The 17,583-nt window shown below is 54.5% G+C and carries 13 protein-coding genes; 9 read left to right on the top strand and 4 right to left on the bottom strand.

Annotated elements, in window-relative coordinates:
• Positions 1–190: 190 nt before the first annotated feature.
• The 5 genes from cydD to cydX all read left to right on the top strand — a co-directional run bounded on the left by cydD (position 191) and on the right by cydX (position 6,700).
• A complete protein-coding gene (gene cydD / locus LVJ83_RS08325; RefSeq protein ID WP_244784058.1) occupies positions 191–1,966 on the top strand; it encodes a thiol reductant ABC exporter subunit CydD in 1,776 nt (591 codons plus the stop codon).
• Positions 1,956–3,602, top strand: a complete 1,647-nt coding sequence (locus LVJ83_RS08320; protein WP_244784057.1) for an amino acid ABC transporter ATP-binding/permease protein — start codon at positions 1,956–1,958, stop codon at positions 3,600–3,602. The genes cydD and LVJ83_RS08320 overlap by 11 nt, the downstream gene beginning before the upstream one ends.
• Before the next feature lie 183 nt (positions 3,603–3,785).
• Positions 3,786–5,330, top strand: coding sequence for a cytochrome ubiquinol oxidase subunit I (locus LVJ83_RS08315; protein ID WP_244784056.1), 1,545 nt, complete (start codon positions 3,786–3,788; stop codon positions 5,328–5,330).
• Positions 5,331–5,341: 11 nt separating this feature from the next.
• Positions 5,342–6,496, top strand: a complete 1,155-nt coding sequence (cydB, locus tag LVJ83_RS08310; RefSeq protein ID WP_244784055.1) for a cytochrome d ubiquinol oxidase subunit II — start codon at positions 5,342–5,344, stop codon at positions 6,494–6,496.
• 75 nt (positions 6,497–6,571) lie between these two features.
• Positions 6,572–6,700, top strand: coding sequence for a cytochrome bd-I oxidase subunit CydX (gene cydX, locus LVJ83_RS08305; protein ID WP_244784054.1), 129 nt, complete (start codon positions 6,572–6,574; stop codon positions 6,698–6,700).
• A 513-nt stretch (positions 6,701–7,213) separates the two neighbouring features.
• Here the strand turns inward: cydX and LVJ83_RS08300 are convergent.
• The 3 genes from LVJ83_RS08300 to ppsR form a co-directional block, all read right to left on the bottom strand.
• Positions 7,214–7,858 (bottom strand): SanA/YdcF family protein, encoded by a 645-nt coding sequence (locus LVJ83_RS08300; protein ID WP_244784053.1) that lies wholly within the window; start codon positions 7,856–7,858, stop codon positions 7,214–7,216.
• Positions 7,859–7,860: 2 nt separating this feature from the next.
• The gene (locus LVJ83_RS08295; RefSeq protein WP_244784052.1) at positions 7,861–8,064 is read right to left on the bottom strand and encodes a ribosome alternative rescue factor ArfA; all 204 of its coding nucleotides are present in this window, start codon (positions 8,062–8,064) and stop codon (positions 7,861–7,863) included.
• 104 nt (positions 8,065–8,168) lie between these two features.
• Positions 8,169–8,990: a posphoenolpyruvate synthetase regulatory kinase/phosphorylase PpsR gene (gene ppsR / locus LVJ83_RS08290; protein ID WP_425316031.1), complete on the bottom strand. Its 822-nt coding sequence runs from the start codon at positions 8,988–8,990 to the stop codon at positions 8,169–8,171.
• A 503-nt stretch (positions 8,991–9,493) separates the two neighbouring features.
• Here ppsR and ppsA point away from each other — a divergent pair.
• From ppsA to trmA, 4 genes are all read left to right on the top strand, one after another.
• Positions 9,494–11,881, top strand: a complete 2,388-nt coding sequence (ppsA, locus tag LVJ83_RS08285; RefSeq protein ID WP_244784050.1) for a phosphoenolpyruvate synthase — start codon at positions 9,494–9,496, stop codon at positions 11,879–11,881.
• Positions 11,882–12,043: 162 nt separating this feature from the next.
• Positions 12,044–12,826, top strand: a complete 783-nt coding sequence (locus tag LVJ83_RS08280; protein WP_244784049.1) for a formate/nitrite transporter family protein — start codon at positions 12,044–12,046, stop codon at positions 12,824–12,826.
• Between the two features lie 415 nt (positions 12,827–13,241).
• The gene (locus LVJ83_RS08275; RefSeq protein WP_244784048.1) at positions 13,242–15,095 is read left to right on the top strand and encodes a calcium-binding protein; all 1,854 of its coding nucleotides are present in this window, start codon (positions 13,242–13,244) and stop codon (positions 15,093–15,095) included.
• Between the two features lie 194 nt (positions 15,096–15,289).
• Entirely contained in the window at positions 15,290–16,399 is a 1,110-nt protein-coding gene (trmA, locus tag LVJ83_RS08270) for a tRNA (uridine(54)-C5)-methyltransferase TrmA (protein WP_244787710.1), read from the top strand.
• Here trmA and dinB read toward each other — a convergent pair.
• Positions 16,381–17,490: a DNA polymerase IV gene (gene dinB, locus LVJ83_RS08265; protein ID WP_244784047.1), complete on the bottom strand. Its 1,110-nt coding sequence runs from the start codon at positions 17,488–17,490 to the stop codon at positions 16,381–16,383. The two genes, trmA and dinB, sit on opposite strands and share 19 nt — an antisense overlap.
• Between the last annotated feature and the right edge of the window lie 93 nt (positions 17,491–17,583).

Raw genomic sequence — 17,583 nt, 5'->3', positions numbered from 1 at the left:
GCTGTTGCACGGGCAGTGTTTCAAGCGTTTTCTTAATTCATGTAAACATCGGGCGGGGCGGCATTTTGTCTGATAACGGCTGCTATAATCCGATTCGATTGTTCAGACGGCCTCATCTAAAGGTATCAGGCCGTCTGAACGCTGTTAATCTTTTATTGCTGTTTTTCACCTCATTACCCGGATGGTTTTCATGATGCGCCGAGCCCCCCGTTCTGCCGCTTTGCTGGATGCGCTGATGCGCCCCTACCGCCGCCGCCTGTATCTGCCGCTTTTGGCGGCATGGGTGGCGTTGGCGCTGTTGATATGGCAAAGCGCGCTGCTGGCCGATTTGTTTGCCGGCTGGCTCAACGCGGCGGCGGCGGGGGAGCGTTTGCCTTCAGACGGCCTTTATACCGTGTTGCCGTGGCTGTTGGTGTGTTTGCTGTTACGGCCTTTGCTTTCCCTTTATAAAGAGCGCCGGTTGCAAAACCTGAGCTTAGATGTGCGCCATCAGTTGCGCCGCCGGTTGTTGGATGCACTGGCAGACTTGGGGCCGGCACGCAGCCGTTTCGGTAGCGACGGGGCGTTGAGCACCCGGGTTTTGGAGCAGGTGGATGCGCTCGACGGCTACATCAGCCGTTTTTATGTGCAGCGCACGGTGGCTGTGGCTACGCCGCTGGTGATTGCGGCGGCGGTGTTTGCACACAGTAAGCTGGCCGCGCTGCTGTTGCTGCTCACGGCGCCGCTGGTGCCGCTGTTTATGATATTGGTCGGTTCGGCGGCAGCCGGAAAAAGCCGCGAGCAGCTCGACACGTTGGCGCAGCTGGGTGGGCGTTTTTTAGACTTGGTGCGCGGCATGCCGACTTTACGCCGCTTGAATGCCGCAACGCAGGCGGAAAAACAGGTGGCATCGGCGGCAGAGGCGTATCAGCGGCGCACGATGGGCGTGTTGCGGCTGGCTTTTTTGTCGGGCGCGGTGTTGGAATTGTTTGCCTCGCTGGCGATTGCGCTGGTGGCGGTGTATTTGGGGCTGGGGCTGATCGGGGTGCTGCCGTGGGCGCAGGGCGAAGTGCCGGTGCCTTACCGCAGCGCCTTGTTTATCTTGCTGCTGGCGCCGGAATTTTATGCGCCGTTGCGCCAGCTCGGCACCGATTATCATGCCAAAGCGCAGGCGCAGGCGGCAGCCGAAGCAGTGCAGCCTTTGCTGGATATGGCGGCTGAATCTTCAAGGCCGTCTGAAAATGGTATTCAGACGGCCTCAGAGCGTTTTCATGAATCCATTCCAGAAACGGAAAACACTCGGAAATCAACACACCAAGATGCTCTGAAAGTTGCGCCGTCGCTGCGGCTGGAACAGCTTGCCATCGGCGGCGAAGGCGATCGCGAGCGGCTGGCGGCGGTTTCGTTTGCCGTTGCCGCCGGCGCGCGCATCGGTATCGGCGGCCGCAGCGGTGTGGGCAAATCGAGCCTGTTGCAGGCGCTACTGGGTTTTTGCGCCTACCGCGGGCGGATTTGGTTGAATGGTGAAGATTGCGCCGGCTTCGATCGGGCCTGCCTGCAACGGCAAACCGCTTATCTGGCGCAAACGGCCACGCTGCTGCCGGGCACGGTTGCCGACAATCTGCGCCTGGCAAATGCCGCTGCCGGAGCAGAAGAGATGCGGCAGGCGCTGGAGGCGGTGGGTTTGTGGGATTTGATACAGCGTTTGCCCGACGGCTTGAACACTTATCTGGGTGAGCGCGGGCAAGGCTTGTCGGGCGGGCAGCAGCAGCGTTTGTCGCTGGCGCAACTGCTGCTGCACGATGCGCCTTTATGGCTGCTCGACGAACCGGCGGCGCATTTGGATGAAGAAACGGCGGCAGATTTATACCGCGTGTTGGGGCAGATCAGCCGCGGCAAAACCGTGTTGCTGGTGAGCCACGATTTGGCGGCGGTGCCGTGGCTGGATGAGGTGGTGATGCTGGAAGGAGCGCCTGATGAGCGGTAAACAAGATATCCGTTTGCGCGAATTGTGGCAGGGGCGCAAAGGCATGTGGGCACTGGCATGGGTGTTGGGTGCAATCACGCTGGCGGCCACGGTGGCGCTGCTGGCGGTGTCGGGCTGGTTTATCAGCGCGGCAGCAGCAGCCGGGCTGGCGGCAATGGCAACGGCTTATACGTTTGATTATTTCCGCCCCGCCGCGATTATCCGCACGCTGGCGATTGCCCGCACCGCCGGGCGTTACGGCGAGCGCTTGGCCTCGCACAATGCAGTGTTGGCGCTGCTGCGTGATTTGCGGGTGCGTTTTTTCAGCCGTTTGGCTGCGGCATCTGCCGGCACCGGTGTGTTGTCGGCACAGGCCATGCACCGGCTCACCGGCGATATTGATTTGCTCGACCAATGGCCGCTGCGTTTTCTGATGCCGTGGTTATGGGCGTTGCTGCTTCAGACGGCCTTTGTGGTGTGGCTGCTGCTGGCTGCGCCCGGGTTGCTGGTTTATGTGTTGCCGCCTTTGTTGGCGGCGGGTGTGCTGCTGCCTGCATTGGCGGCGCGGCAGGGCATCGCGCTCGCCCGCGCCGACACGCAGGCGGCGGAGCGGCGGCGCCATTTACTGTTGATGCCCTTGAGTATCCTCACTTCACTGCTGTTGTGGCAGCGCTGGGCGGATTGCGGGCGGCAGTTTCTTGAGGCCGATGCGGAATACGGCCGCCTGCAACTGCGCCAACAGCAGCTGGCCAGCGTGTATGTGTGGTTGCAGCAATGCCTGTTGGCGCTGTTGACAGGCTTGTTGCTGTGGCAGGCCTGGCCGCTGTTGCAGAGTGGAGCTTTGAGTGTGCCGCTGCTGCTGGCGCTGGTGTTGGCGGTGTTTGGTTTGAACGAAGTGCTCACACCGCAGGCATCGCAATGGATGGCGCTCGGCTTCAGCATGGCCGCCCGCGACCGCTTAAATGCGCTGGGCAGCGCAGCGCCTGCCGCAGAAACAGCCGCCGCTGTTTGGCCGCAAGATAGTCTGACATTCAGTGCAGAAGCCGTCAGCGCCAAAAAGGCGGGGGCATTAAATGGCGTGGAAAACGTAAATTTCACGCTTAAAAGCGGCGAAGTGCTGCTGATTAGCGGGCGCTCCGGTGCGGGCAAATCAACGCTGTTGGATGTGCTGGCGGGCGAGTTGCTGCCTGAGAGGGGCCGTCTGAAACTCAATGGGCAGGATTGGGGTGCGTTTGTAAAGCATGATGCGGTCGGCTATCTGGCGCAGCAGGTGGATATTTTTGATCTGACACTGGCGGAAAATCTGCGTTTGGGCGATGCGGCGGCAAGCGATGCGGCTTTGTGGCAGGTGTTGGAAAAAGTGCAGCTGGCCGGCTGGGCGCGTGCGCAACCGCAAGGCCTGCATACCCGTTTGGGCGAATACGGCGCCGAGGTGTCGGGCGGGCAGGCGCGGCGGATTGCGCTGGCACGGCTGTTGTTGAAACCGCGCGCCTTATTGCTGCTGGATGAGCCGTTTGCCGGGCTGGATGCCGCCAACCGCAGCCGCTTGGCCGATATGCTGGTTGCCGAGCAAAAACACGGCCTGTTGATATTGGCCAGCCATCAAGTGCAGGCCGATTGGGCGTTTGAGCGTTTGCATCTGCAAGAGGCCGTCTGAAAGATAAATGAGCCTCTGATTTTTCAGGGGCAAAAAGCACCTATAAATCGAATTGTCAGGATACCCTAGGGGTTTCCTGATAATGTAAACGACCTTTTGCCGGCGGATGGGGGAGAGTAGAATACCGGAAGCTGTATTTTTGTAATAAAACTTCAAACAAACCTGACACACAGGAGCAACACTATGGACTTAGTCGAATTATCGCGGCTTCAGTTCGCCATCACAGTTTTGTATCACTTTTTGTTTGTGCCGCTCACGCTCGGGCTGGCATGGATTTTGGTGATTATGGAAGCGGTTTATGTGATGACGGGCAAGGTGGTTTACCGCGACATGACCAAATTTTGGGGCAAGCTGTTCGGCATCAACTTTGCGCTGGGGGTAACCACCGGCATCACCATGGAATTTCAGTTTGGCACCAACTGGTCGTATTACTCGCATTATGTGGGCGATATTTTCGGCGCGCCGCTGGCGCTGGAAGGGCTGATGGCGTTTTTTCTCGAAGCCACGCTGGTGGGCTTGTTTTTCTTCGGTTGGGACAAAATGTCGCGCCGCCAGCATCTGCTGGTGACCATCTTTATGGCGCTGGGCACTAATTTGTCGGCCTTGTGGATTTTGGTGGCCAACGGTTGGATGCAAAACCCGGTGGGCGCGGCTTTTAACTTTGAAACCATGCGCATGGAGATGACCAGCTTTATCGAGGTGATTTTCAACCCCGAAGCGCAGAATAAATTTGTGCACACGGTGTCGGCGGGTTATGTGGCCGGCTCGATGTTTGTGCTGTCGATTTCAAGCTGGTATCTGTTGCGCAAACAAGATGTGGAATTTGCCAAGAAAAGCTTCCGCATTGCCGCCGCATTCGGCATGGCTTCGATTTTGTCGGTATTGGTATTGGGCGACGAATCGGGCTACAGCATCGGCCATGCGCAGAAAACCAAAATGGCGGCGATTGAGGCGATGTGGGAAACCGAGCCGGCGCCGGCATCGTTCAACCTGTTTGCCATTCCCAACGAAAAAGAAATGAAAAACGATTTTGCCATTCATATTCCTTATGTGATGGGCATTATCGGCACGCGCTCGCTCGATACGCCGATTCCGGGCATTAAGGAAATCATTGCGGAAAACGAAAAACGGATTGATTCCGGCCGCCATGCCGTAACCGCGCTGGAAGCTTTGCGCAAAGACAACAAAAATACCGAAGCGCAAGCCGTGTTCCGCCAACACCAAGAAGATTTGGGCTTCGGCCTGCTGCTGAAGCAATATGTGCAGGATGTGGATCAGGCCACGCCCGAAATGGTGGCGCAGGCGGCGCGCGATTCGGTGCCGACCGTATGGCCGATGTTCCTTACTTTCCGCATTATGGTGGCTTGCGGTTTTGCGATGTTGCTGGTGTTCGGCTTGAGCTTTTGGTCTTCGCTGAAAGGCACGTTTGCCGCCAAACCGTGGTTGCTGAAAGTGGCTGTGGTATCGCTGCCGCTGCCGTGGCTGGCGATTGAATCGGGTTGGTTTGTGGCCGAATACGGCCGCCAGCCGTGGACGATTTACGGCGTATTACCCACTCATCTTTCCGCTTCTTCGCTTTCCATCGGCTCGCTCATCGGTTCGTTAAGCGGTTTTATCGCTTTTTATACCGTGCTGCTGATTGTGGAAGTGTATCTGATGCAGAAATATATCCGCATCGGCCCGGGCTCGTTGGGCACCGGCCGTTACGATAATGAACACAATCATTAAGGGAGCGGAACATGGATATCATTAATTTATTCGACTATGCCACGCTGAAATTTATCTGGTGGCTGTTTATCGGCTTTCTGCTGATCGGTTTTGCCATTATGGATGGCCACGATATGGGCATCGGCACGCTGCTGCCTTTTGTGGCGAAAACCGATGAAGAGCGGCGCATTGTCATCAACAGCATCGGCGCACACTGGGAAGGCAACCAAACCTGGCTGATTACCGGCGCAGGCGCGATTTTTGCCGCCTGGCCGATGGTATATGCCACAGCGTTTTCCGGTTTTTACTGGGCGATGCTGGCGGTGTTGTGGGCGATGTTTTTCCGCCCGGTGGGGTTTAAATACCGCAGCATGATTCAAAACGATACCTGGCGCAAAACGTGGGACTGGTGTTTGTTTGTCGGCTCGTTTGTGCCTGCTCTATTGTTTGGCGTGGCCTTGGGCAATGTGATTCTGGGTGTGCCGTTTCATTTCGACGACAGCATGCGCTCGTTTTACACCGGCTCGTTTTGGGCGCTGTTAAACCCGTTTGCTTTATTGTGCGGCGTGGTGTCGGTGGCGATGCTGGTGTTTCACGGCGGCGTGTATCTGATGCACCGCACCGAAGGCATTGTTTACCGGCGCACCCGCCATACTTTAATCGGCAGCGCGCTGATTACCTTGCTGGCATTCAGTGCGGCCGGGGTGTGGGTGGCGACCGGTATCGACGGTTATGTGGCTGTGGCCGGGCTGGCACCGGGCGAGTTGGCCAATCCGCTGGGCAAAGAAGTGGTGCGGCAGGCCGGCGCCTGGATGCTCAACTACCAACGCTGGCCGCTGGTTATGCTGGTGCCGTTGCTGGCTTATGCGGGTGTGTTGGCGGCTTTGCTGCTGGCGCGGGCCGGTAAAACTTTGGCGGCGTTTGTGTGCTCTTCGCTGAGCATACTCGGCGTGATTGCCACTTTCGGCGTGTCGCTGTTTCCGTTTATTTTGCCCAGCAGCAGCGATTTGCGCTCCGGCCTTACCGTGTGGGACGCCACTTCGAGCCACCTCACGCTCACAGTGATGTTTTTCGCCACCATCATCATGATGCCGATTGTGGTGACCTACACCGGTTGGGCATTTCGGGTGATGCGCGGCAAGGTAACCGCCGAATATGTGCGTGAAAACGATCACAGCGCTTATTGATTTCGAATCAGGTGCTTTCAGACGGCCTCAGCTTTTAAAAGGCCGTCTGAAAACCGCAGACAAAGGATAAAGATTATGTGGTATTTTGCATGGGTATTGGGCTTGGGCTTTGCCGTATTGCTGGCGGTGTTGAACGCCATGTGGGGCGAGTTTGAGCAAGACCGCGCCGAGAGTTTGCTAAACAATCAACGTGATGCGCAATAATCGGGCTGCCGCCCGAACAGAGCCGCCGTCAGCAGACTGCGGCTCTGTTGTTTGTTGCGGACTGCATAGGTTTGGCGATGCGGTTGGCCGATTGTTGATGAAGCAAGGTCGGATACTTGTATCCGACAAATGGTTCGATATTCTGATGATGCCAAATAATTTCAGCCGTCTGAAAAATGTCGGATTTAAGAATCCGACCTAGGGTGTCCGGACAATTTGTTTATGAGGGGATTTTTGTTCCTGAAAGCAGATGCCAGGCAAAAAACGCAGCAAGATTGAACATCTTGCGAGGCTTTTTAACGCAGCAGATGCGTTTTCAGGGGCAAAAAAAGATGATGGTATATGACACATCAGAACACCCTAAAGGGTGTATTGCGTGGGTTCTGCTCACAAAAAACCTGTGTGAGCAAAGGCCGTCTGAAAGAAAATACTTTCAGACGGCCTTTGCTTATTTGCAGACTGTACACACATACGACAAGGCGCGTTAACGTGGTTAGGTGATTGTTGTGAATATTATTCGTTGCTTGATGAAGAAGTGGGGTATTGCTTGATTGGAATTTCGGCAATGCTGTATCGGGGCGCTTGCCGGCAGAGCAGGTCGTACCACAAGCGCAGCCGTGCCGCGCGTTCGCGTGCGTGGATTTTCCAGCCGGCGCGGATGCCGATGATGCGGGCGTCGTAAGCACAGGCATTGAGTTTGCAGGCTTGTGCCTGCATCAGGGCGCGCTGGTTGTGGAAAGGTTGCGAAATGATGCAAACGCTGTGCCGGCCGAAGCTTTGGCGGTAGCGGATAATGCTGTCGAGCGTGCGCAGGCCGGCCGGGTCTTGCCAGATGGCGCTTGCGGGAATGCCGGCGGCTGCCAGGTCGGCCTGCATGCACACGGTTTCGCTGGGGGTGTTGTCTAAACCGCTGCCGCTTGCGATAAAGCGTTTCACTTTGCCGGCACGCCATAATTCGACGGCGGCATCGATACGGTTTTGGTAATAGCGGTTCAGCGCGCGCTGTTCGCCGATATATTTGGCTGTGCCCAAAATCAGGCCGAATTCGGCGGCGGGCATGGCGGTTGCATTTTGGTAGCTTTTGGCACGGGCTTGGAGCCACACATAAATATCTGCACCTATCAGTGCGGCAGAGAGAATAATCAGCAGGGCAAGCATTTTCAGACGGCCAATAAAAAATCAGGTTTCTGCATGATACGCAAAAAACCTGATTCTGTGTGGCTTTGGCGGCCTTTTCGGCTGTAGGCGCCTTTGCCTTTTTTGTTTTTGTAAACTTTGTGCCGGAAAAGGTTGGATTTGACCAGCGCTTTGAGGGCGTTATCTTGAATCTGCCCTTTGTTGATTTCAATGTTGCGTTTTTTCATCGGTTGCCTTTCTTTAATCAAATGTCTGAACAATATTTCAGACGGCCTCTATTATATAGCGTAAAGGCCGTCTGAAAAAGACCGGTACGGCGCAAGCCGCTGTTTTAAAACCGCCGTTTCAGTTTGCAGGCCTGCATGATGCATACGGCCAGCTCTTCCACTGATTTGTCGGTGGTGTTGGTAAACGGCACGCTGTGTTGGCGGAACATGGCCTGCGCATCGGCCACTTCGCGCCGGCAGGTGTTGAGGCTGGAGTAGGTGGAATCAGGGCGGCGCTCCTGACGGATGGCTTGCAGCCGTTCGGGCATGATGGTCAGGCCGAAAAGCTTGTTTTTATAAGCTTTTACCATGCGCGGCAGGTCGGTGCTTTCCAAATCGTCGGGCGTGAGCGGGTAATTGGCGGCGCGGATGCCGTATTGTAAGGCCAAATACAGGCAGGTGGGGGTTTTGCCGGAACGCGATACGCCCATCAGAATCACATCGGCGTCTTTCAAATCTTTGCCGCTGATGCCGTCGTCGTGATTGAGTGAAAAATTCACCGCTTCCATACGCGCATCGTAGCGCTCGGTGTCGGCAATGCCGTGGCTGCGGCCGACTTGATGGCGTGCCTGAACGCCCAATTCGCTTTCGATTTTGCCGAGAAAGGCATCGAAAAAACTCAAATTCAGGCCGGCACTGGTTTTGACGATTTCACGAATCTGATTGTCGATAATGCTGGTAAACACCAACGGGCGCAGGCCGCTTTGCTCGTTGGTGTTGTTGATAATCTGCACCATGGCACGGGCTTTTTCGGGCGTATCGACAAAAGGATAGGTGGCGCGTTTGAAATTCACGCCTTCAAACTGGTCGAGCAGGGCTTCGCCCATACTTTCGGAGGTTAAACCGGTGCGGTCGGAAATAAAAAAAGCGGAGCGGCGGGCCATAATGTACTTTCGTGAAGGAGGGTGGGCGGCCGGAAAACCGGGTACATATTTATTTAAAACTAAAGCGGGCTGCATGGCGCTGCCGGCTTGTCTTTAAATGGGTTTCAGACGGCCTGTAAAGATAGGTTTATGATACCAAGCAAAAGCAGGATAATAAAGCCTTGCGGCAAATACTACACAGCACTACATTTAAATTTGTTTGAAATTAAATACCCATTTTCAGAAAGTTTTTTGAAAATTATTGGCATATTATGCCAGTAATTTAGCTTCAATTGGCCGTCTGAAAGTTGTTAATGTATTCTAAAGCCCCTGATTTACAACGGTTAACATAAAATACGGCATTGGCGATAAACGGTTTCATTCAATTACAAACGCGTGTTTCCGCAATTTTGCAAACATTGCGCCGGCTTGCAGGTCATGAAAAAAACATGACACTGCCCGTGTGAGTGGTTAGAATACCGTTGCGAGATTCATTTATTTTTTAACTTGTGACACTGGATTAAACAATGGCTGCAAATTACGTTATTTGGTTCGAAAACCTGCGCATGACCGATGTGGAAAGCGTGGGCGGTAAAAACGCCTCTTTGGGCGAAATGATCAGTCAACTCACCGAAAAAGGTGTGCGCGTGCCCGGCGGCTTTGCCACCACCGCAGAAGCCTACCGCGCTTTTTTGGCGCACAACGGTTTGAACGAACGTATTTCCGCAGCCCTGGCGGCTTTAGATGTGGAAGACGTAACCGAGCTGGCGCGGGTGGGCAAAGAAATCCGCCAATGGATTTTAGACACGCCTTTTCCCGAGCAGCTGGATGCCGACATCAAAACCGCATGGGATAAAATGACCGCCGAAGCCGGCAGTGAAGATATTGCCGTGGCCGTGCGCTCCTCCGCCACTGCCGAAGACCTGCCTGATGCTTCGTTTGCCGGTCAACAAGAAACTTTCTTGAACATCAATGGTTTGGAAAATGTTAAAGAAGCCATGAAACATGTGTTTGCTTCTTTGTATAACGACCGGGCCATTTCATACCGCGTACACAAAGGGTTTGCTCATGATGTGGTGGCTTTGTCGGCCGGTGTTCAGCGCATGGTGCGTTCCGACAGCGGCGCGGCCGGTGTGATGTTTTCGATCGACACCGAAAGCGGCTTCGACCAAGTGGTGTTTGTTACCTCTTCATACGGCTTGGGCGAAACCGTGGTGCAAGGCGCGGTCAACCCTGATGAATTCTATGTGCACAAGCCCACTCTGAAAGCTGGAAAGCCCGCTATTTTGCGCAAAACCATGGGCTCCAAGCTGATTAAAATGACCTTCACCGACCAGGCGCAGGCCGGCAAATCGGTGCAAGTGGTTGATGTTGATGAAGCCGAGCGCAAACAGTTTTCTATCAGTGATGCCGAAGTGACTGAGTTGGCGCAATATGCCCTGATTATCGAAAAGCACTACGGCCGCCCGATGGACATCGAATGGGGTCGCGACGGCACCGACGGCAAGCTCTATATCTTGCAGGCGCGCCCGGAAACCGTGAAATCGCAGGAAGAAAGCGGCCGCAGCCTGCGCCGTTATGCCATCAACGGCGATAAAACCGTATTGTGTGAAGGCCGCGCCATCGGCCAGAAAGTGGGTCAGGGCGTGGTGCGCCTGGTGAAAGATGCTTCCGAGATGGATACTGTGAAGCCGGGCGATGTGCTGGTTACCGATATGACCGACCCCGATTGGGAGCCGGTGATGAAACGCGCTTCGGCGATTGTGACCAACCGCGGCGGCCGCACCTGCCACGCGGCAATTATCGCCCGTGAATTGGGCATTCCCGCGGTTGTGGGCTGTGGTGATGCCACCGCCAAGCTTTCAGACGGCCAGGAAGTTACCGTGTCTTGTGCCGAGGGCGATACCGGCCTGATTTACGAAGGCCGTCTGAATGTGGAAATCACCGATGTGGCTTTAGATAATATGCCCAAATCACCGGTGAAAATCATGATGAACGTGGGCAATCCCGAGCTGGCCTTCTCGTTTGCCGGCCTGCCCAGCGAAGGCATCGGCCTGGCGCGTATGGAATTCATCATCAACCGCCAAATCGGCATCCACCCCAAAGCGCTGATCGAATTCGACAAACAAGATGCCGATTTACAGGCCGAAATCAACGAGCGCATTGCGGGCTATGCTTCACCGGTAGATTTTTATGTCGACAAAATTACCGAAGGTGTGGCCACGCTGGCGGCATCGGTGTATCCGCGCAAAGTGATTGTGCGCATGTCTGATTTCAAATCAAACGAATATGCCAATCTGCTCGGCGGCAGCATTTACGAACCGCATGAAGAAAACCCGATGTTGGGCTTCCGCGGTGCGGCGCGCTATGTGTCGGAAGATTTCAAAGACTGCTTTGCGCTTGAGTGTGACGCGCTCAAACGCGTACGCGATGAAATGGGCCTGACCAACGTAGAAATCATGATTCCGTTTGTCCGCACCTTGAGCGAAGCCGAGCAAGTGATTAAAGCGTTGAAAGCCAACGGCCTCGAACGCGGCAAAAACGGCCTGCGCCTGATTATGATGTGCGAAGTGCCGAGCAATGCCTTGCTGGCCGAGCAGTTTCTGCAATATTTCGACGGTTTCTCTATCGGCTCCAACGATATGACCCAGCTCACATTGGGTGTTGACCGCGACAGCGGCGGCCCGATTGCCAGCACATTCGACGAGCGCAACCCGGCCGTTAAAGTGATGCTGCATCTGGCGATTTCCGCCTGCCGCAAACACAATAAATATGTCGGCATTTGCGGCCAAGGCCCCTCAGATCACCCTGACTTTGCCAAATGGCTGGTGGAAGAGGGCATCGATACCGTATCGCTGAACCCGGATACCGTGATTGAAACCTGGCTCTATCTGGCCAAAGAGTTGAACAAATAAGCCGGATTTTTATAACGCCGTATCAAGCGCAAGCCGCCGTACATCATGTATGGCGGCTTTTTGTAATTAACCTACAAAGAAAATGAGTTATATCAAAAGGCCGTCTGAAAATTACTTTACAATAGCCGCTATCTTTATTACGGATAAACAAAAGAGACGGTAATGAGTGATTATTATCCCCATCAGATTCTGCAAGCCACCATTGAAAAAGGCGAGGCCAAAGCCGCAGGCGGCATCTCTTATTTAAGCATTTTGGGTTTTCTCGGCGGTGCGTTTATTTCATTGGGCTATCTGGCCTATATCCGTGTGGTGGGCGGCATGCCGCACGAATGGGGCAGCTTGGCCGTGTTTATCGGCGCGGCGGTGTTCCCCATCGGCCTGATCGGCATTCTGATCGGCGGCGGTGAATTGATTACCGGCAATATGATGGTATTGCCGACAGCCTGGCTGGCCAAGCGCATCACACTCCCCAAGCTCGGCCGCAACTGGCTGATTGTGACCTTCACCAATCTGCTGGGCGCGATGGCCGTGGCTTGGTTTTTCGGCCATTACGTCGGCCTCACCGAAGGCGAAGTGCTGCATAAAACCATTGCTGTTGCCGAAGGAAAAGTCAACGCCGGCTTCGGCCGCTCGCTGGTTTCGGGCATCGGCTGCAACTGGATGGTGTGTTTGGGCGTGTGGTTGTGCTACGGCGCGCATTCTTACGCCGGAAAAATTCTCGGCATTTGGTTTCCCATCATGATTTTCGTGTTGGTCGGTTTCCAACACGTGGTGGCGAATATGTTTGTGATTCCGGCAGCGATTTGGGCGGGCGCGGACATTTCATGGGTGCAGTTTGCTGAAAATATGGTGTCGGTGTTTATCGGCAATACCATCGGCGGTGCGGTGTTTGTGGGTGGTGTATATTGGTTTGCCTACCGCCATCATATGCAAAAACAGGCTTGAGTGTTTGCAGGAAATACTGTCGGTTGGATTTTTAGAAAATGAATGTTTCGGATTGTGTGCTGCCCGCAAAATTTCTTAAAACGGTGCATTACGCACTACCGCGCTTGCTTTAATGAATGGCTTAAGTGAACTTTTTATCAGGCCGTCTGAATGATTTTCAGACGGCCTGATCAGTCGTTGGAGTGAGGGCTTTGCCACGAAAAAAACATACTCAAGCCAAACGAAGCTCTTGGGCTGAGCCCACCACGCCACATCTGCCGAAACATTTTTTCAGACGGCCTGATTTGTTATTAAAGTGATAATGAAATTAAAAACCGATTGCTTTTGAAAACGGCTTGTGCTAGTTTATTCTTGCTATTTCAAACAGTTGTTTGAAATAGCAACAAATCCGTTCTATCACAAGAGGAGAAACAATATGGCGGTTTTTGACTACAAGCAGTATTCATCGGCAGAAATGCTGGCTTTATTGCAAACATCACATGCACTGGCTACCTACAGCTCGCTCAGCAAACCGATGGGCTTGCCGGTGGGTGAAATAGTCGGCTGGCTGGAAGACAAGGGCATTATCGACAACTTTTCCCACAACAAATTACCGGCGGGTTGGCGTGAATTGGCGCCGGCCGATTTAGGGCTGCCGCAAAGTGCGTTGGATGCGCACGGCCACTATATTATCAAAAGCCCGATCAGCGGCACGCTGCTGACCGGGCCGCAAGCCAAGATTGTGGCGCAGTTTGACGAGGGCGGCGCAGTTCAAAAAATCGGCGTTTCGTTCACGGCCACCAATTCGCCGGTAGATATTCTGGATTATCTGCAACTCAACGAAGGCACCATCGCACCGAATATGGAGCCTTTGCTGCAAGCCGTTAAAGCCTATGCCCAAGCGCAAGGTTTGAGCGGCGAAGATGTTGTGGTAACCGGCTACAGCCTGGGCGGCGGCTACACCAATATCATGGCCCGCTTCCGCGAAACGCTGGCCGACGGCTTTTTCAGCGATGCCGACTATATCGGCCATGCCGCGCCGGTAATTTTTGATGATCCGTCTATCTTCAATTACGGCTATGAAAACGATGTGGTATTCCGTGCGGCGGGCGACCACGCCACTTTGGCCGAAGCGCTGGCCGCCGCCAAGCCCGGGCTGGTGCATCCCGACACCCCGTATGATTCGAGTGTCGACAATATCGTGCTGTATGGCGATGCCTATGCTTCGCCGTTGTGGCCGGCGCCGCTGTTTTCATTGCTCAATCTGCCTTTTGCCTGGTATGCCCATGTCGACGGCATGATGACTGATGCCATTACCCGCATCGGCGAATCTTCATTTTATGAGCACACCACTCAAGACAGCACCATCATCGTTTCCAATCTTTCCGATCTGGCGCGCCCGATAAGCTGGGTGGAAGACAAAAACACCATCACGTCCGACCACTACGGCCAGCCGGCTTTCCTCATCGGCAGCCAGCATGCCGACAAGCTGAAAGGCGGTTCGGCCGCCGATTATATTGATGCCGGCGCCGGCAACGACACCATCAAATCCGGCGGCGGCAATGACCGCATCGACGGCGGCAGCGGCAGCGATACTTTGTGGCTCGACGGCAAAACCGCTGATTGGCAGGTTTTTCATCTGAATGACGGCACTGTGTTTTTCGAGCAGGCCGGCAATGCAGAGCTGGTGCAGGCGCACAATATCGAGCAGGTAACGTTTAACGGCGATTTGCTCAGCCATACCCGCCCTTATCAAGTGCAGGAAAACGAGCTGGCCGATGTGCGCTTCAAGCTGTTTAAAAGTTTCAATCAATCGGTGGAATACCAAACGCATGAAGAAGGCGGCAGCGGCAGCGACACCTTGAAAGGCAAAAACCTGTTTGGCGGCAACGGCGACGATATCCTCTATGGCAACGAAAGCGGCGGCTTGCTGCACGGCGGCGAAGGCAACGACATGCTGGTTGCCGGCGAAAACGGCATCCGTCTGTATGGCGCGGAGGGCAATGATATTTTGTATGCGCGCGGCAACGACATCAGCCTTTCAGGCGGTATCGGAGACGATACTTTTGTATTTGATGCTTCCGGCAGCTATCAGATCAGCGATTTCAACTCATCGCACAACGAAGGCGACCGGCTGATGTTTGCCGCCGCGTTGTTCGACAACGGCAGCCTCGCCGATTTTTCTGTGCAACGCGGTGAAGATGTTCAGATTGCCTATCAGCAATTCAGCCTCACCGTGCAGAACAGCAGCTTAGATGATGTGATGGCTGCCGGTCAGATAATCGCGTAAGCGCAATATCAGCCTTATCAGGCCGTCTGAAAGTGGAAAAGCTTTTCAGACGGCCTGTTTTTAAGATGAATTTGCTTATACGGTGTTTGCTGTTCAATCATCAATATACAGCCTTGGCAAAACCATTTTTCCGATACAGCGCAGCCATCAAGATTACCGTATAATCACAGCGATTGAAAAATACGGAACCGATGATGAGCAGCGACTACCAGCAACAGCTGAATGAAAAAAAACAATACCTTCAAACCCTGTTTGGCGGCCTGAATGCCCCCGTGCCGGAAGTTTTCGAATCAGCGCCGCAGCATTACCGCATGCGGGCGGAATTCCGCGTGTGGCATGAAGGCGAAACCATGTTTTACGCCATGTTTGAGCGCGGCCGCAAGGCCGGCGGCGGTTCACTTATCCGTTGCGATCAGTTTGCTCCTGCATCTGAAGCCATCAACCGGCTGATGCCGCGCCTGATGGCTGCCGTGGATGGTCAGCCGGTGTTGAAAAACCGCTGGTATGCGGTGGAATTTTTATCCACCCTCAGCGGCGAAATGCTGGTAACGATGATTTACCACAAAAAGTTGGACGACCAATGGCATCGCGCCGCAGAGGCGTTGCAGGCCGAATTGGTCATCCGCATCATCGGCCGCAGCCGCGGGCAAAAAGTGGTGTTGGATCAGGATTTTGTCACCGAAAAGCTGCATGTGGCCGGCAAAACGTTCAGCTACCGCCAAATCGAAGGCAGCTTCACCCAGCCCAACGCGCAAGTGTGCGAAAAAATGCTGGCTTGGGCTTGCAGCTGCGCCGAAGGTTTGGGCGGCGACATGCTTGAGCTTTATTGCGGCAACGGCAATTTCACCCTGCCGCTGGCTGATAAATTTCGGCGCGTGTTGGCTACCGAAGTGTCGAAAACCTCTGTTAATGCCGCTTTGTGGAACATTCAGGCCAACGGCAGCCGCAATGTGCAGATTGCCCGTTTGTCGGCCGAAGAATTTACCGAAGCCTATCGCGGCAACCGCCCCTTCCGCCGCCTGCAAGAGCAGGGCATTGTGTTGGCCGATTATGCGTTTTCCACCATTTTTGTCGACCCGCCGCGGGCCGGTATCGATGATGCAACATTGCAGCTGGTAGCGCAGTTTGATTATGTGATTTATATCTCCTGCAACCCCGAAACCCTGCGCAGCAATCTGGATATACTCACGCAAACGCATGATATCCGGCGCATGGCATTGTTTGACCAATTTCCGTTTACCCACCATATCGAGAGCGGCGTATTTTTAAGCAAACGTGACGGTTTTCAGACGGCCTCAGACTGATCAGATTCACTGGTCTGCGGTTCGTTTTCTTCTTCATGCCATAAGCTTTGCTGCTGCCCGGCAGGCATCAAATGGCCGACACCGATACCGATTAGGCGGAATGCGTCATCATGCTGGCGCGGTATGCGCCGGATGAGCGTGGCGGCGGCCTGTTGCAGCGAAGCCGCATCGGGCAGAGCAGACGAATAGGTGAGCGAGCGGGTGATGATGCGGAAATCGGCGGTTTTCAGTTTTAACGTTACACTGCGCGCCTGTATTTTTTTACGCGTGACCTGCTCCCACAAATCGTCGCCCAAATGCGGCAGATGGCGGCTGATTTCGGCCAGCGGCAAATCTTCGGGCAGGGTGATTTCGGTGGAAATCTGCAAACGTTCGCGGCTGGGCTTAACCGGCCGCTCATCGTTGCCGCGGGCCAGGTCATACAGGCGGTAGCCGTAGCGGCCGAAATGATTGAGCAGCTCGCCGCGTTCGAAAGCACGCAAATCACCGGCAGTATGCATGCCCAGCGCATTCATTTTTTGCAGCGTAACCTTGCCCACGCCGGGTATTTTGGCCAGCGGCAGCGTTTCCAAAAAAGCGGCTACTTTTTGCGGCGGCAAGGCAAACTGGCCGTTGGGCTTGCGCCAGTCGGAAGCGATTTTAGCCAGAAATTTATTGGGCGCAATACCGGCAGAAGCGGTTAAGCCGGTTTGAGCAGCAATGTCTGCACGGATACGGCGGGCGACATCGACGGCATAGGGAATATGCTGATGATTGCGGGTAACATCCAGATAGGCCTCATCCAGCGACAGCGGCTCGATCAGGTCGGTATATTGTGCAAAAATCTGATGAATCTGCTGCGACACTTGCCGGTATAAATCAAAATGCGGCGCAATATAGACCGCTTGCGGGCACAAACGCTTGGCCGTCGCCACCGACATGGCCGAGTGCAGGCCGAAACGGCGCGCTTCGTATGAGGCGGCGCAAATCACCGAACGCGGCCCATCCCACGCCACCACCACCGGCTTGCCCCGCAGTTGCGGCTGCTCACGCAATTCTACCGAAGCATAGAAAGCGTCCATATCGATGTGGATGATTTTGCGCACATGCATAGCAAGCTTGAGGCCGTCTGAAAAGAGAAAATATGATTTTAACGGATTTGCGGATAGGGGTGTTTTGTTTCCGGTGTTGTCTGTCGTTATGAT

The organism is Uruburuella testudinis (assembly GCF_022870865.1).
GTDB classification, from domain to species: domain Bacteria; phylum Pseudomonadota; class Gammaproteobacteria; order Burkholderiales; family Neisseriaceae; genus Neisseria; species Neisseria testudinis.
The sequence above is the reverse complement of the archived record's forward strand: the minus strand, read 5'-3'. Positions and strand labels throughout refer to the sequence as shown.

What these genes read in the sequence shown, in the direction of transcription:
- LVJ83_RS08280 (WP_244784049.1), top strand. Translation starts at nt 12,044, where the DNA reads ATGAGTGATTATTATCCCCATCAGATTCTGCAAGCCACCATTGAAAAA.
- LVJ83_RS08300 (WP_244784053.1), bottom strand. Translation starts at nt 7,858, where the DNA reads ATGCTTGCCCTGCTGATTATTCTCTCTGCCGCACTGATAGGTGCAGAT.
- cydB (WP_244784055.1), top strand. Translation starts at nt 5,342, where the DNA reads ATGGATATCATTAATTTATTCGACTATGCCACGCTGAAATTTATCTGG.
- LVJ83_RS08320 (WP_244784057.1), top strand. Translation starts at nt 1,956, where the DNA reads ATGAGCGGTAAACAAGATATCCGTTTGCGCGAATTGTGGCAGGGGCGC.
- trmA (WP_244787710.1), top strand. Translation starts at nt 15,290, where the DNA reads ATGAGCAGCGACTACCAGCAACAGCTGAATGAAAAAAAACAATACCTT.
- cydD (WP_244784058.1), top strand. Translation starts at nt 191, where the DNA reads ATGATGCGCCGAGCCCCCCGTTCTGCCGCTTTGCTGGATGCGCTGATG.
- LVJ83_RS08295 (WP_244784052.1), bottom strand. Translation starts at nt 8,064, where the DNA reads ATGAAAAAACGCAACATTGAAATCAACAAAGGGCAGATTCAAGATAAC.
- LVJ83_RS08315 (WP_244784056.1), top strand. Translation starts at nt 3,786, where the DNA reads ATGGACTTAGTCGAATTATCGCGGCTTCAGTTCGCCATCACAGTTTTG.
- ppsA (WP_244784050.1), top strand. Translation starts at nt 9,494, where the DNA reads ATGGCTGCAAATTACGTTATTTGGTTCGAAAACCTGCGCATGACCGAT.
- LVJ83_RS08275 (WP_244784048.1), top strand. Translation starts at nt 13,242, where the DNA reads ATGGCGGTTTTTGACTACAAGCAGTATTCATCGGCAGAAATGCTGGCT.
- dinB (WP_244784047.1), bottom strand. Translation starts at nt 17,490, where the DNA reads ATGCATGTGCGCAAAATCATCCACATCGATATGGACGCTTTCTATGCT.
- cydX (WP_244784054.1), top strand. Translation starts at nt 6,572, where the DNA reads ATGTGGTATTTTGCATGGGTATTGGGCTTGGGCTTTGCCGTATTGCTG.